This is a genomic window from Cytobacillus sp. ABV4_503, assembly GCF_056158445.1.
Genome location: NZ_JBSWTH010000001.1, coordinates 1,686,564 through 1,701,961 on the forward strand (window position 1 = coordinate 1,686,564; position 15,398 = coordinate 1,701,961).

Genomic DNA, 15,398 nt, shown 5'->3' on the forward strand with positions numbered 1-15,398 from the left:
ATCAATCGTATCGGTGTCGGCCCCAGGCTTAATTTTTATTGGTTGGGAGGAGACACCTTTTTTCAGGATAGAAATATACTCAAGAATTCATTATTCGGATACAAACAATTTAAGCTCTTCCTTATCCAAAATAATTGTTCCTTCATATTTCATGCCGATTTTTTCAAGCAGTCTGGAGGAAGCATGATTTGCCAAGGATGTGATGGCAAGGATCCGTTTCAGATCCAGCTGCTCATGACCATATTTCAATGTAGCAGAAGCTGACTCGAACCCATAACCTTGCGTTTGATATGTAGATAAAAAAGCAAAGCCAATATCAACATTGTCTAGAGTATCTCGTTTTATCAATCCGCACATTCCAATAGGAGTGTTTCCTTCCTTCCGTTCAACCATAAAAAGGCCATAGCCCAGCTGAGAGTACATTTTCATTGGGCCGGTAACAATATAATTCTTAGCATCCTCTAGTGTACGTACACCTTTATCGCCAATATAACGAATCCATGCAGGTTCATTTAAAAGATCGAGAATGAATGCTGCATCATCTGGTGTTAACCAGCGAAGAATTAATCGATCTGTTTCAAGTACTTTCAATTAAAGTAGCACCTCTTTCAATTTTTTATAACTGTTGAACCGATTCATAAAAAAATTTGTTCATCAGTCATGCTAGTACAAATATATAAGTTAAGTTATTATATGAGCAAATTAAAAATTCCATTTTCTAGATTGGTAATTCTCCCATAGATTCACTAATGAGTTACCACTGTAAACCTGTTAGCCTTATAAGTGGCCTGTTTTTGCCTAAAAACTACAAACAGGAGGTTTACAAATGAAGAATTTAGTAACGTTTGTTGCTGCCATTTCACTCATTATGGGTTCATATAGCGTGTTTCCTGCAGATCATTTCGATGCTGAGACAGTGGATCAGAAAGCTGCAGAGACACTAACATTTAAAAAAGTTGAGGTTGACGTGAAGGAGTCATCATCAACAGATCATCGTTTCATCAAAGAGGAAGAAAAAAAGTCCTTGCCCGTCTTGTACAGGCTGAAGCAGAAGGGGAGCCGTTCGAAGGGAAAGTAGCGGTTGCTGACGTGGTGCTGAATCGTGTTGAGCATGAACAATTCCCGGATACAGTCAAGGACGTTATTTATCAGAAGAATGCTTTTGAACCTGTTCAAAATGGTTCCATCAATGAACCGGCGAGTAATGAAGCAGTTCAGGCCGTTGAGACAGCTCTTATTGATAAGGAGCAAAATGAAGAGCTCCTTTATTTTTATAACCCTGACACAGCTACAAGCCAGTGGATCTTTTCACGTGAAGTTGTGAAAAAAATCGGCAATCATGCATTTGCTATATAAAAGCGCGTACAGCCATAAAAGCTGCGCGCTTTTTTTATTGGAAAAAAAGCAAAGGAAGGAGGAAATTTAAATATGGTGCCGAAATTTGTTTGAGGTAAATACTTCCATAAAGGAGATGTGAAAATGAATATCATTGTAATGGAATTACCCCAAACTGAAGTTGCATTTATCAGGCGCACCGGAAGTTATTTTGAACTGCAGGATCATTGGAGAGATTTGATTAGCTGGGCAAACACCAATGGGCTGTTGCCGCCGAAGCAATCTTTTATCGGCATTTCATTGGATAATCCTGAACTGGTGGAAAGCAAGGTTTGCCGCCACGATGCCTGTGTTACCATACCCGAGGGATTTGATAAAGAAAAACATCAAGAAGTGAAATTTAGAAAGCTGCCTGGCGGAGATTATGCTCTGTATCATTTCTTTGATATCCCTGATAAATTGAATGGTGCCTATCAGTACATGTTTGGGGAATGGCTTCCAAATAGCGATTATGAACCGGATTACGATCGGCACAGCCTTGAGTATAATTTAAATAATCCCGCTGAAGATGAAGAGGGGAAATGTAAGGTTGATTTATATGTTCCAATCAAAAAATAATTTCATATGCAGAGTAATGCCTGCAGAATCTTTACATAAAATTCACCAATTATCAGCAGGATGTAACTGACTTCCAGCGAATAATAAAGCACATCTTTGCAGGAGGTGTATTTTATGCTTAACTTTGCATGGGGCTTTCTATTATGGGTATCAGCAACAATATTATTCCGTTTATTTGGACAGATCTTTTTAATTCCTGGACAGGCTTTTTTAGCGCTTTCGATTTTTATTCTGGCGATCCCTTTAATTTCAATTGCAACCTATCCTTACTATTATTTTAGGCATATTCCAGAAACAGAACGTCTGAAGGCAGCAGTGCAAATTGCTCTTCCAGGAATGCTGCTTGATATCATAAGCATTATTTATTTTGCAAAAGTGTTTCCGAATTTAACTAATGATTCACTTCCTTTATTCGCTTCCTGGCTGCTTTGGGCGTATAGCCTGATTTTATTGTCAGGGTTCACAATAAAGGTAAGATCAAAGGATGCCTTTTGAGAAAAAAGTGCCGGGCCCTGGTTGCAGGGCAGGCATTTTTTTCGTTTATTGCATCTTAGGCCATTTACTTCATCAATTTTAAAAATCAAAATTACCATCAATTCTTCAACTAGTTTATAATAAAAATGATGTCCTTATGGATAATAGAGGTCTCTACTGACCCCAAGATGTTTAAGAAGGTGAAAAAAATCAACATCATCGAAACTAGGGTGAGAAGTTTCATTGAAGATATTCAGCACCCGAAGCAAAAGAAGAAGTTAAACATAAACGATTTAGAATTTCAGCTGCGAAAATTGCTGGATGATTACTATGAAATGGATGGTTATTCGCAGTTTTATGAAGCCATAGAATCATTGCAAATTGATGGGCAGCTGACTCCTATACATAATAATCAATACAATGGGAAAACACCGTCTTTGCCTTTATATTACTGGGTTAATGTGAAGGCTCAAGCCGACAAATGGGATCGGCTCGGGATGATGAAGCTGAGTGATCAGTTCGATTTTTCATTTTATGAACGGCACCCGGAATGGCAGACGAAAGAGGAGTGGAGCCGTATTCAGAGTTTATATGGTTTTCTCCAATCCAGCAATGAACGGGAAATCGTTTCACTCGAGGAAAGAAGCCTGGAACTGTTCGGCCATGAAAAATTCCTGCAGGACGGGATTAGTTTTCCTGATGGAAAAGGCTTTTTAGCGCGCATTGGAATATCTGAAGAACAGCTTAAAGTTGTGAAATACGGGGAGCCTTTTGTATTTTGGATGAAGCAGGGAAAAGAAAGGAAAGAAATTCAGAGAGTGCTGATTGTCGAGAAACTATCATTCTTTCATACTTCCATTCAATTATTGGAAAGTGAACTGCTTGATTATGAGCCGGAACTCATCATTTATGGGGAAGGCACGAAAATTGAACGGAGCTTTTCGTTTTTCTTTAAAATTTTCCCGGCAAAATCGTATCTCTTCTACTATGCAGGAGATCTTGATGCAGCAGGTTACGGGATCATTTCCCGGCTGATTGAAAAATATCCGCTTTGCTGCATTCAGCCTGCATTAAAGATTTATCGTAAAATGCTTGAATGTCTGGATCAAAGAAATGAACAGAAATCCGGTCAGCTTCAAAATCTTAAGTACCGTGATGCGTTCTTCCAGTGGTTTACAGAGGAAGAGCAGGAACTTTTAATGACATTATGGAAGGAAAATAAACGGATTCCCCAGGAAGTCTTAACAATTGAAACATGGAGGAGATGGATGTGAACGAATCATGGGAAGGATTCGCCCAGCGGATGCAGCGATTGAATCCGCTGTTTGAGCTTGGGAGAGGAATGGAAGTCGGAGAGCTGAAGCCTCATATCCAAACAATTCTGATGCAGGTGCTCCTCACCATTTTTTATCGGGAATTGAATGATGATGATCATCGGGGGAAATCGGATATCAAGTATATGGTTGAAGATTCAATCAAGCAAATGAAGCTTTTAGCCGATGAGAAGCAGATTGAACGGATCACAAGCGGGCTTCTGTATCAGGGGAAAGAGGAATACAGCAGACCTTTTGAAGCCCTCTATTACGATGAAATCAGGCAATCATGGGAGACGCAGGTTTTCCGCTATGTGACGATGGATGAATTATATACGAACCTGGAGATGGGCGGATCCATTGTCTACAAGCTCACAGATGTCTCACAGGAGATGATCTTCATGAGCAGGGAAATGGCAGAGGAATTCTCAATCACCATTGAACAGCTTTATAGTATGCAGCTGATAAAAAACGGTAATTTCCGCAAAGCCACTCGAAACCTCGATCACCTCATTTCACGGGTCAACCGCTTAATGGCAAAAGAATTTTCCTTTCAAAAAGAAATGATCAACAATCCCAAAATCTTATTGATGGAAGAAGAAATGCAAAGGGCTGATAACCGTGGGGAAATTGAAAAGCAGTTCGAAGAAGAGAAGAATCACTTCCGCACCATCAGCAGCATGATAGAGAAAACGAAACGAAGAAATAAGGAAGATGATCTCATTCAAAAAGAATTAATCCTTCTTCAGGAAAAGATCGGCCATACGAGGCAGCTGCATGACCGTTTCGCCAAGCTTGTGATTCAAAATATCTCCTATGAAATGAAGATGAAAGCAGAAAACCCATCCCTGTTTTGGGAAACGAGCCTTGTTTCATTCAGGGAGCATATTTATGAGAACTGGTTCATGAAAGAAGGGTTTTCTTCATTCGATAGGGTTGAAAAAGTATTAGGTCCTTTATTTTCGCCAAAGAATGAATTTATCTTGCCTTTGGACTGGATTTGGGGAGAGCAGGAATTTGATGAAACGCAGCTTACAGAGGTAATGGAGGAAGAAGTGCAAGAGGAAAGCATTACCCATCAGAGGGTAACGAACTGGGATTCTGTCATCAATGCCTGGAGCTATGTGTTTCAATATTTGCAGACATACGGAGAGTTTTCACTGGCTGATTTAACGACATTGCCGCTTGAAGTACAGGATTTATGGTTTGAAGAATCAGAAACGATTGATTTATGGATGATGTTTGATAAAAAGCCGCTGAAGGTCCAGGTACTGCAGCGGAAAGAAGAGACGTTAAGTGATGAACGGGAGATTCTCCTCTATAAACTGATGCAGGAATATCCGCAGTTCCAGGTGTTTGAAGGCTTGAAAATATATACTGAGTTTGATCATCGGGCGGAACCCTTCCTCTGGTATCAAATGAAAATCACTCCCTTTAAAATTTGTGTGCAGGAGGAGAAATGATGAGTGCAGAAAGTATCAAAAAAGCATCAGCGGTTTATTTTACGCTTTTAAAAGATAAGGTCATCGACGAAAACAGCGAGTACTTTCAGGCGTATTTCGATCCTGATGTAAGACAGACGGTTCTCTTATTGGCAGACGAATCCGGCACCTTTATCATTGAATCGCCAAAACGGATTCAGCTCGTCGTGCAGCCGACCGGCTCTGTTTTTGCTACAAATTTTACTCATATGAAAGACCGGCATAAGCAGATTGAAACGAAGAAACACTTTCACCTGATGAGCGTAGTCATTATGGCATTCCTGGCAAGCATCGACCGCAGCCAGGCGGCGAAAATCCGTACGAAACGCGAAGGGATTAGCTTCTATACCCTGGAACGGCAAGTGAATGATGTTATCATGAATTGGGATAGCATTCTTAAAGCAAAACCGGATTTCGGAGCAGATGAAAAAATTGATATGAAGGACGTTGTGACTACATGGAAATACATGGAGGTCGACACGGATGATTATGGATCTAAGAAAGCCAATCGCAGGACGCGTATCGGTTTGATAGCAAGCAGCATGCGTCTTTTGGAGACAGAAGGACTTATCGTCATTCTCGATCGGGAGGATATTCCAAAGGCGATTCCTAAACAGGAATTATTTGAGCGGATTGAATATCTGTATCATGATTATGACCGTTATGAAATGTTCAAGGAACTAATGAAGGCAGAGGAGGAGCAGCATGCCGAAAATCCATCGAATTAGAATTGCCGGCCTGAAATATGATGGCATGCAAAAGCAATACAAGGATACAACATTTAACTTCCATAATGAGGAGACCTCCACAAACGGCCTTATTTCCATGATGAATGGAGGCGGGAAAGGGGTGTTCCTGCAGACCATCTTCCAGATTCTCAAGCCGGGAACGTCTTGGGGAAAGCAGAACAACCGCTATTATCAGCAATTCTTTTTTAATAATAAAGAGCAATTCATTCCTTATACCTTTCATGTTCTCATTCAATGGGAACTCGACGGGGCTGACCGCAGGCATTTGGTGACGGGCGGAATGTTTTCAGCAGAACAGCGGATTTCCATGAACGAAGAAGGCGGAGAAAGCAAAACGCTTGAACAGGAAGCGAAAATTGTCCCGAATATTGCGTTTTATACAAGGGAGTTTGAACGGAAAGAAGAAGCATCACTTGAACATATTCCGCTCTATGAAGATGGTGAACTGGCTGATACGGATGGCCTGAAGGATTATTTAAAATGGAATGGCTATGATGTCTACCGTGATACAAAGAAGCACTACCGCATTCTTGATACATACGGCATTAACCGCAAAGACTGGGATATTATGAAAGACATTAACAAGGATGAGGGAGGCGTAGGAAAATTTTTTGAAGGTGCTGAAGATGATCACTCCCTGTTCCAAAAGCGGATTATTCCTACAGTCAGCCAGGTTCTGCACCGGACTGAGCATCAGAAGAACGATCTGGTGGAGATTTTTAAGAGTCAGGCAAGCATTGCAAAGGACCTGCCTGTTTTGCTGAAAAGAGAGCAGGCTCATAAAGAGTTCCTGGAAGATATTCTTCCATTTGAAGAGAGTCTGGCAAAGGGCATCGAGCATAAAGAAATTGTTGAGGACAGCATTAAGGTCGGGAGACAGCTGCTTGGTGCTTTAGAGCATTTGAAGAAAACGGAAGAAGAAACACTCATTGAGCTGGAAAATGAAAACGATAAATTAATGGGCAAGCAAGTGGAACTGCGTTTTCAGAAAGATAACCTTGAGTACGCAAAAGCTCACAGGGAAGTGCTGGATTGGGAGAAGAAACTAGGGGAAGAGCAGAAGAAGCATAGCATTCTGCAGGAAACGGTGAAAGAAAAGCAGGAGAGAAAAGATGAGCTGGCTTTTCAGCTGTTATTGAAAGAATGGCATGAAGGGGAACAGAGCATTCGCGCGCATTCCCAGCAGATTGTGAAGCTTGAGCAAAACAGCGGCCTAGAGCAAGTGAATCAAAGAATGGATGAAATCAAAAAAGAAGCGGCTCAGCAGTGGGAAAAATCCTCCGCGGCTATTAGGGAAGCCGTTCAGCATTATGCCGGATATCAGAAATTTTTAAAGAAAAAAGCAAACGATCTGTCTAAGCAGGATAAACAAAAGACCCAGAAGATTGCCCAGCTTCGTACGGAAATTGATTTTCTTTATACCCAAATTCATGAATTTGAATCAAAAGAAGAACAGCTTATCAAAGAATTCGGTGATCGCTTAACCTATGATTTAAAGGGCTTTATCGAAAATCTTAACAAACAGATAGAAACCAAAAAATCTGCTCTCGAAGATTTGCAGGCAAAAGAGAAACAATCCAATGATAAGCAGAACCAGCTTGCATCTTCACATGGAACGCTCGCTCAATCCATTCAGTTTTCTGAAGAAAAGTGTGAAGAGTTTAAGATGAAAAGTGAAGAGCAGCAGCGAAAAGAAGGGAAGCTGTACGATAAGCTGCAAGGTGTGCTGGATGATGTCACAGCACAGTTTACGAATGCTCTTTTATCCAAATATGCCCTGCAGGTGGAAGAGCTGCTCGTTCAAAATCGTGAGCAAGGGGAAGACATTAAAAAAGTGCTCTGGGAAAGGCAGCTGGATTATGCTTTGAATGATGAGCATTTCTGGATTGCGAATAATGATGTGAAGGAACTAAAGGAATGGATTGATGAGAAAACAGGGATAGATGTGTTTTACGGCTCACAATTTCTCCAATCCTTAAAACCGGATGAAATCGCGAGCCACATACTTTCTCATCCTCTCCTGCCCTATGGCTTAGTGGTAAGCAGGCCGCAATGGGAAAAAATGAATAAGCAGGTCCTTGCCGGAAGAATGTTTAAGAACCCGGTTCCGATTTTTATGCGGGAAGACATGACGGGCGAAAATCCGCAGTATTCCTTTGTGATGATCACCGGTACGGAGAAGGAACTGCTGACAGATAAAAGTCAGTTCATGAACTGGAAAATTAAGATTGCCAAACAAATAGAAGAAAAGAAAGATACACTTCTAGAAATTGAAAAAACGGAGAGCTCTCTCCGCCGTATTTTAAAAGAAATCGACCGTTTCCTTTCCAATGACCTTGCCGGTGATATCGAAAGAGCGCTGCTTCAGGAAAAGGAAGCCATGCTTTCCAAGAAAACGGAATTGCAGGCCATCATCGTGCAGGAGGAAAAAGAAAAAGAACGGCAGCGGGAACTTAGAGAACAGCTGGAAAAGACGAAGGTAAAGATTGAGAAGCTATTAAAAGATGTGGAAACATTAGAGAACTTTAAACATGAAAAGTCGCTGCATCAGGAAAATAAACGGGTAAAGCAGGAAAAAGAGAAACAAAAGGAAGCTTTCGAAAGTGTACAGAATGAGCTTGCAAACGAGCATCAGACCATCGCTGAACTGCAGGAAGAGTGGAGCCAAACGTACTTGGAATGGAAGCTATCAGCGGAGCAAAATATTAAGGAGATTAGCTTTTTTATAGATGGTGCTGTTTTTCCAGCCGCTGAGAAAGCAGAAGCCTCTGAAGAGGTCCCGCGATTATCATCTCATATGCTGGAAGAAACCATTGGAAGCATTGAGGAGCTTAAACAGCTGCAAAAATCAAAAGAAGTACAAGCCAGTGAATTGCTGGCGATCCAGGCGACAAAAGAATCGGAGCAAAAACAGCAAAAGAAGCTCGAGAAAAAACTTCATGCTCTTAACGTAGAGTGGAAGGATGCGTCTGTACCGGATGAACCAATGAGTATTTTGGAAAAGATGGTTCAGACAGCTGCAAAGGAAACAAAGGCAGCAGAGAAAGAAGAGCGAGAGCAGGGAACAGCTGTAACAGTTGCTGATACGTCTTTAAAGCATGCGAAGGCGCAGCGTGATAAGACTGTTAAAAAGGTGGCCAAGCATGATAAACATCCTGAAGAATGGGAAGAACTTGATCTGGAAGTGAAGACGATTGAAATTACTGACCAGACCAAACAGACGAATGCAGAAATAAAGAAAACGGAAGAGCGCAAAAAAGAGACGGAGCAAAACATTGCTGAGTTTGAAAACAATCAATTGCATCTATCCGTAATCCTTAAAGAGGAAGCAGGCAGCTTTTACGGATGAAGATATTGAAAAAATAAAGAGCCAGGGAAAGCAAAGCATCATTTCCTGGAGTGAAAAACATCAGGGTATCCAGGATGAAGGCCAGGAGAAGCACGCAAAAATTGAACAATCCCTGCGCAATTTAAAACTCAATATTGAAGGAAAGGATTGGGAAATCCGCTTTAAGAATGAAGTTTTAACTACGCTTGATCATATGGATACCAGGCATTATGCGCATATTCAAAGTGTGGTCCAAAACATGAAGCGCTTTTCACAGAGCGGCTTAGAGCAGCTGGAACGAGATAAAGAACGGGCAGAAAAAGCGCAGAACTTCTGGGCCAGCCGTGCGAGCATGAAGGTAATGAGCATTTCAGAAGCGATTCGCTCGATGATTGCGAAAATGAAGCTGAAGAATGAACGGGGTTCTTTCCCGCTCGTTCAGCTCAAAGAAGACATCCTTCCTAAAAAAGCGGAAGATATTGAACCTTTACTGAAACAGCATTTCGTTTCGGCCATTAACAAAATTACGAAACGATTCGAGATGATTGATGACAATAGTCTGGAGCAGGATCAGGAAATCAAACAGCTCATCAGTGATGAGCAGATTTTATTTGTCTCCCTCAGGAATCGTTACCCGGAGCTGCTGGTATATAATATGCGTACTGATAATGCATTCATGTACGGAAAACCGCAGCGAGAGCATTATTCAACCTGGCAGACGATCAACCAGGGTTCAAAGACTAAATCCGATGGCAGCGGCGGTCAAAAGCTATCTGCCCGCATGGTCATGATGATGATGCTTCTTTCGGTCAAGAGTGAAACCGATCAAAGCTGGGTCCCGTTAGTCTGTGATAATCCGTTCGGACAAGCTGCTTCTGCCCATGTACTTGACCCGATTTTCGCAGTAGCAGATAAGCTGAAGTTCCAACTCATCGTCGTTACTCCTCCTGAGTTGGTGAAAACAGAGATCAGCCAGAGATTCGATGCGTATTATAAATTGGACTTCATCCGGGAAAAAGGGAAAGAGATTGTATCGGATACGATTATTCCGGCATTCCGGATTTATCAAGGGGAGGAAGCTGTTCATTAGATTAAAAGAATTAAAGTGTTGCCATTTTGCAAAAACTATGCAATACTTGGTTGAAAATATAAAATTTTATACAAATTCTTATCCAGAGAGGTGGAGGGACTGGCCCTGCGAAGCCTCAGCAACCCCTGATTATGTCAGGAAGGTGCTAATTCCAACAGAGTTGATGCTCTGGGAGATAAGAGGTCGTTTTGATAAGTAAAGGCCTCTTATAATGAGAGGCCTTTTTTTGATGCTCTTTTATGATTTGATAACGAATAAAGAGGAGGAATGGCAAAATGGAAAACGGTGTTATACAGGTACCGGAAGCATATTCGAGGATATTGCAGGATTCTGATGTGCTCGGCTTCGGGCAGTCATGTGATCGAAAAACAGGATTTTTACTGAAGGGGCTGGCTGCCTCAAAACCAGGAGGAAGCTTTTTGGAGCTGGGAACAGGAACGGGAGCGTCTGCTTCCTGGATCATTGATGGGATGGATGAAGGCAGTAAGCTTACAACCGTTGATATAGATTCTAGTGTGCAATCGATCGCGAGAAAGTACCTCGGGAATGACAGCAGAATCACATTTTGCTGTGAGGACGGAGCAGCTTTTATACAAAACCTGTCAGAAGGCTTCGATTTTATTTTTGCAGATACATGGCCGGGGAAATTCGAGCTACTGGACAAAACCCTGGATCATTTGAATATCGGCGGTTTTTATGTGATTCATGATGTGTTTCCGCAGCAGAAATTGCCTGAGGAATTTAGGATAAAAGCCACTAAACTTCTTAAAACTCTGCAGGACAGACCTGACCTGGACATAACAGAATTGGATTGGTCTACCGGGCTGATACTTGCAGTGAAGACAGCGGTTTGATAGATGAAATTATTTACTGAAAATGAGGGGGATAGTTCCATGCATAGCGTTAGAAGTCAGGTTGAACATGTATTGAATGAAGGTGAAAACATTATTGAATGTTTAAGCTGTTCATTAGTTGCCCATTACTGTTTAACTCCGCACGCAGGCTTCTTTGCGGCAACGAACAAAAGACTGCTATTCATTGGAATCCCGGTATCAGAAACAAATAAGGAAATAATTGAAGAATTTGCGTATAACCAAATTACTTCCATTGAAGAAAAAAGGGGAATCACCGGGAAGCATATTCATATGTACTATAAGCAGGACTTGTATAAATTCCAGCAAATCCAGGGGATGAATTTGTTTGATTTTATGGTGGCTGTTAAGGAAAAGATATGCATGTTTACCGCTTCACCAAAAGAGCGTTATCCTGTTTGATAAACGCTCTTTTAGTTGAATATATGACTTAGTCTAAAAGATAACCTTTCCATGCTTTAGCGATTAACTGGACTCCTCTCTCAATCTCGTCCATCGATGGTGCGCCATATCCAAACATCACATGATTATTTGGCTTGTGAAGCTGATACATAGGCGAAACAGCATCGATTTCAACTCCCGCCGACTTTGCCAGAGCAATTGCTTTAGGTTCATTCAATCCATCTGGTAATGTCACGATGATATGCAAGCCCGCTGTATCTCCAATTATGTCAAAGTGTTCTCCTAAATGCTTTGACAGGCTATCTATTAAACAGCTCCTTTTAGCTCTATATAAAGTTCTCATTTTTGCTATATGAGATGAATAAAGTCCTTCTTCCATAAATTTTGCAGCAGCTCGCTGATCGATTCTTGAAACAGTCGACTTTTGATAAGCATTAAATTTTTCGAAGTTCTGCTGCAGTGCTGCTGGCATAATCAGATAGCTGATCCGAAGTGATGGCAACAGTGTTTTTGAAAAGGTGCCGAAATACAGTACCCGCCCGGTGGAATCCATATGTGATAATGCTGGGATTGGTGCCCCTTTGTAGCGAAATTCAGAATCATAGTCATCCTCGATAATGAAAGCATCCTGATTAATTGCCCATTTCAACAGTTCAACCCTTCTGGCAATAGACATAATTGTACCAGTAGGGTATTGATGAGCAGGTGTCGTATACAATAATTTTATTGGCTCATCAGGCACACAGCATCCTTCCTCATCCACAGAAATCGAATAACAAGGCAGCTGTAATTGATCAAAAACAGATCTTGCCCGACTAAAACCTGGATCTTCTATTCCGATGGCTCTCCGTTTAAAAAACAAACAGACATTTAGCAGCAGCTGCTGAAACCCGCTGAAAATATACACTTGCTCCGGCTGGCAGGCCAGCCCTCTAGCTTGCTGTAAGTATAGTGCAATTTGAACACGCAAAGAATATTCGCCCTGCCACGGTGCATTGCTGGCATTAGATTCATTAAGCTCTTTTCTGTATAATCGGTTCCAATGTTTATAGGGGAAGGCAGAGGCATCAATTTGCCCATTTTTAAAATTTATGAGGAACTCATTCTGAATTCTTTTCTCCAAGTCCATTGTATTAATCTGATTAAAGTGCATTTCACCCTGAATTTCAGAAACAAAATAGCCTTTGCGTTCTGCTGAATAACAGTAGCCTTCACTCTGCAATTGTTCATAAGCCATCTGAACAGTTATGATGCTTACGTTTAATTGTTCAGCCAGCCGCCGCTTTGCAGGAAGTCTTGCATGAGCTGACAATTTATTATCTAAAATCGCCAGCCGAATTTGTTCATAAATTTCTTTGTACTTTATTCCATTTTCCGAAAGCAGAATTTGAATTTCCATCGAATCATTCCCTGGTATTATATTAAAATTCATTTTTGGTTATTTTTATCATACCAGAATTCGGCTTTAATAGATTCAAGGAGAGTGATAGCATGCAAAAATTAGAAAACAATGTTGTGCAGTTAATTCCCATGGAGCTTGAGCATGTTGACGTAATTTATGAAGCAGCTCAGGATAAACGCATATGGGAGCATATGTCTGTTGATTTAACAGAGAAAAGCAGGGTCATTCATTATGTCAAAGATGCCATACAAAAACGGGAGAGAGGCACCGATTTTGCTTTTGTCATTGTCCATAAAAAATCAGGGAAAATCATTGGCGCTACCTGGTTTCTTGATATTTCAGCCCAGCATAAACATCTTGAAATCGGCTCCACTTGGATGAGCCCTATTTATTGGCGCACGGATCTTAATACAAACTGTAAATATTTATTATTAAAATACTGTTTTGAAGAACTGTCACTTAATCGCGTCCAAATCAAAACCGGACATGAAAATGTCCGCTCACAGAAAGCGATAGAACGAATCGGTGCGGTAAAAGAGGGCGTTCTTCGAAATCATATGATACGAAAAGAGGGGACTATTCGTCATACTGTCCTGTATAGTGTCATAAAGGAAGATTGGGTAAAGGTAAAAAGACATTTTCAGGAGCACTTGCTTTTATAGTTTTTGTGGAGCATCTCTTGCAAGAGGTTTATAATGAATAAATAAAACTGCTGGAAGGGTGTGGATTCAAGTGAATGCCGCTTCTTTTTTTCCTGACAACATCAAATTAGCACTTCAGAATAATCCCCCTGGGGAGTGGATTCCGGAGATTCCAGATGAGTGTATACGCCTGCATTGCGGCTATCCAGCTCCTTCCCTTATGCCTGATGAAGAGGTAAAGGCAGCTGTTAACAGTCTATTAGAGGAAGAGCATGATTTGCCGCTCCATTATATAGGAAGTCCCAAAATAATAAAACTCAAGGAACAGGTTTTAATGAGATTGAAAGAGCGGGGAATATCTGTTGCTGAAAAAGAGCTTTTGATCACTTCGGGTGCATGCCAGGCGATCGATTTGATTGCCCGCATTCTCCTTGATGAGGAGTCAATCGTGGCAATAGAATCTCCTACTTATATGGAGGCTTTAGAAATTTTCCAAAACTACACAAAACATACAATTAGTATTCCTGTAGACAAGCACGGACTTCAAACAGATGTATTGGAAGAGATTCTAGAGGAAAGAAAGCAAAAAGGGCTCGCTCTGCCTCGTTTTCTTTATACGATCCCAACCTTTCAAAATCCTACAGGCACGACAATGACAGAAGAGCGCCGGCAGCATGTATTGGAGCTTGCCAATAAGTATAATTTCCTAATAGTTGAGGATGATGCTTATGGGGAATTATCATTTAATAAAAGTCTCCCCACTCTTAAAGCAATGGATCAAAGCTCCCGGGTTCTGCATGTCGGTTCGTTATCCAAGATAGTGGCCCCCGGCATGCGTATAGGATGGATAGCGGGAGCAAGTGAAATCATCCATGCATGCGCCTGGTTTAAAAAAGATCTGAACCATCCGTTTGCTCAATCTGCCATGGCTGTTTATTTGGCAAACACGGATTTTAATAATAAACTAGTAACCTTGAGAGATACATACCGGTCCAAATGCAATGTTCTGATCTCAGCATTGGAACAGTACTTTCCTGATTCAGCTTCCTGGTATGTGCCTGAAGGGGGTTATTTCGTGTGGATGAAGATTCCCGGTGCCGATACATCGGAACTGCTGACACTTGCCCTTGCAGAGGGGGTATCTTTTATTCCTGGCAAGTACTTTTTCAAAGATCAGGGAGCCGGAACTGAATTTCTGCGCCTTTCCTTCAGTTATGCGGATGAGAAGGAAATAACAGAGGGGATTCGCAGGCTGGGAAAAGTCGCAGAGGCCTATCTTTAAATGTATTTCTATGGAACTTTTAAAAATGAAGAGGAATAAAGGAAACAAAGGCCTAATTTTCTTGGTTTTGTAAGCCAGAAATTAGGCTTTTTCTTTAAATGCCGAATAGTGATAGATATAAATAAATTAAAGTCTTACATGAACCTCAGAACCGTCCTTAGCTTTGACATCTACTATCACGATCCCCTTTTGATTTTTCAGTTCCTTGACAATAGGCTTGAGCGCTTCTTTATCTATTAATGGAAAGGTAAAGTCCAGTTCTTTTCTTTCGAAGTGCTCTTTTGTCCATTTGTTTACATTTTGATGAAACATTTTTGAACAAAAAATTGAAATGGCAATGTTTAAAATTGCATATGGAATTGGGATGGTTAACCGAACGTCTTTTGCTTTCACTTTTACTTGCAGCATAGG

At 41.1% G+C, this 15,398-nt stretch carries 15 protein-coding genes, 1 pseudogene and 1 riboswitch; of the genes and pseudogenes, 13 read left to right on the forward strand and 3 right to left on the reverse strand.

Annotated elements, in window-relative coordinates:
- Positions 1 to 90: 90 nt before the first annotated feature.
- Positions 91 to 591 carry a GNAT family N-acetyltransferase gene (locus ACXAD1_RS08550; protein WP_474909816.1) on the reverse strand — a complete coding sequence of 167 codons (501 nt, stop codon included), beginning with the start codon at positions 589 to 591 and terminating at the stop codon, positions 91 to 93.
- Positions 592 to 826: 235 nt separating this feature from the next.
- On the opposite strand from ACXAD1_RS08550, the gene ACXAD1_RS08555 reads away from it, so the two are divergent.
- The 11 genes and pseudogenes from ACXAD1_RS08555 to ACXAD1_RS08605 all read left to right on the forward strand — a co-directional run bounded on the left by ACXAD1_RS08555 (position 827) and on the right by ACXAD1_RS08605 (position 11,662).
- Positions 827 to 1,078, forward strand: a complete 252-nt coding sequence (locus ACXAD1_RS08555; protein ID WP_474909817.1) for a hypothetical protein — start codon at positions 827 to 829, stop codon at positions 1,076 to 1,078.
- Positions 1,021 to 1,356, forward strand: a pseudogene (locus ACXAD1_RS08560) (cell wall hydrolase); the annotation flags it as partial. The gene ACXAD1_RS08555 and the pseudogene ACXAD1_RS08560, both read left to right, overlap by 58 nt.
- Before the next feature lie 123 nt (positions 1,357 to 1,479).
- Positions 1,480 to 1,953, forward strand: a complete 474-nt coding sequence (locus ACXAD1_RS08565) for an AraC family transcriptional regulator (protein ID WP_474909818.1) — start codon at positions 1,480 to 1,482, stop codon at positions 1,951 to 1,953.
- A gap of 114 nt (positions 1,954 to 2,067) precedes the next feature.
- Positions 2,068 to 2,448: a DUF5367 domain-containing protein gene (locus tag ACXAD1_RS08570; RefSeq protein ID WP_206836734.1), complete on the forward strand. Its 381-nt coding sequence runs from the start codon at positions 2,068 to 2,070 to the stop codon at positions 2,446 to 2,448.
- Between the two features lie 179 nt (positions 2,449 to 2,627).
- Entirely contained in the window at positions 2,628 to 3,701 is a 1,074-nt protein-coding gene (locus ACXAD1_RS08575; RefSeq protein ID WP_474909819.1) for a Wadjet anti-phage system protein JetD domain-containing protein, read from the forward strand.
- The gene (locus ACXAD1_RS08580; RefSeq protein WP_474909820.1) at positions 3,692 to 5,203 is read left to right on the forward strand and encodes a hypothetical protein; all 1,512 of its coding nucleotides are present in this window, start codon (positions 3,692 to 3,694) and stop codon (positions 5,201 to 5,203) included. Before ACXAD1_RS08575 ends, ACXAD1_RS08580 begins: the two co-directional genes overlap by 10 nt.
- Entirely contained in the window at positions 5,203 to 5,949 is a 747-nt protein-coding gene (locus ACXAD1_RS08585) for a DUF6063 family protein (RefSeq protein WP_474909821.1), read from the forward strand. Before ACXAD1_RS08580 ends, ACXAD1_RS08585 begins: the two co-directional genes overlap by 1 nt.
- Positions 5,927 to 9,319 carry a hypothetical protein gene (locus ACXAD1_RS08590; protein WP_474909822.1) on the forward strand — a complete coding sequence of 1,131 codons (3,393 nt, stop codon included), beginning with the start codon at positions 5,927 to 5,929 and terminating at the stop codon, positions 9,317 to 9,319. The genes ACXAD1_RS08585 and ACXAD1_RS08590 overlap by 23 nt, the downstream gene beginning before the upstream one ends.
- Positions 9,320 to 9,557: 238 nt before the next feature.
- Complete coding sequence (locus ACXAD1_RS08595) at positions 9,558 to 10,388, forward strand: hypothetical protein (RefSeq protein WP_474909823.1); 831 nt, start codon at positions 9,558 to 9,560, stop codon at positions 10,386 to 10,388.
- 75 nt (positions 10,389 to 10,463) lie between these two features.
- Positions 10,464 to 10,570: riboswitch (SAM riboswitch) on the forward strand.
- Positions 10,571 to 10,663: 93 nt separating this feature from the next.
- Complete coding sequence (locus tag ACXAD1_RS08600; protein WP_206836750.1) at positions 10,664 to 11,242, forward strand: O-methyltransferase; 579 nt, start codon at positions 10,664 to 10,666, stop codon at positions 11,240 to 11,242.
- 39 nt (positions 11,243 to 11,281) lie between these two features.
- Positions 11,282 to 11,662: a PH domain-containing protein gene (locus ACXAD1_RS08605; RefSeq protein WP_206836753.1), complete on the forward strand. Its 381-nt coding sequence runs from the start codon at positions 11,282 to 11,284 to the stop codon at positions 11,660 to 11,662.
- Between the two features lie 28 nt (positions 11,663 to 11,690).
- On the opposite strand, the gene pdxR is transcribed toward ACXAD1_RS08605, so the two are convergent.
- Entirely contained in the window at positions 11,691 to 13,061 is a 1,371-nt protein-coding gene (gene pdxR, locus ACXAD1_RS08610; RefSeq protein WP_474909824.1) for a MocR-like pyridoxine biosynthesis transcription factor PdxR, read from the reverse strand.
- 92 nt (positions 13,062 to 13,153) lie between these two features.
- On the opposite strand from pdxR, the gene ACXAD1_RS08615 reads away from it, so the two are divergent.
- Positions 13,154 to 13,726, forward strand: coding sequence for a GNAT family N-acetyltransferase (locus tag ACXAD1_RS08615; protein ID WP_206836759.1), 573 nt, complete (start codon positions 13,154 to 13,156; stop codon positions 13,724 to 13,726).
- Between the two features lie 70 nt (positions 13,727 to 13,796).
- Positions 13,797 to 14,987: an aminotransferase-like domain-containing protein gene (locus ACXAD1_RS08620; RefSeq protein ID WP_206836761.1), complete on the forward strand. Its 1,191-nt coding sequence runs from the start codon at positions 13,797 to 13,799 to the stop codon at positions 14,985 to 14,987.
- A 126-nt stretch (positions 14,988 to 15,113) separates the two neighbouring features.
- Here ACXAD1_RS08620 and ACXAD1_RS08625 read toward each other — a convergent pair whose 3' ends face one another.
- Entirely contained in the window at positions 15,114 to 15,395 is a 282-nt protein-coding gene (locus ACXAD1_RS08625; protein WP_474909825.1) for a hypothetical protein, read from the reverse strand.
- Between the last annotated feature and the right edge of the window lie 3 nt (positions 15,396 to 15,398).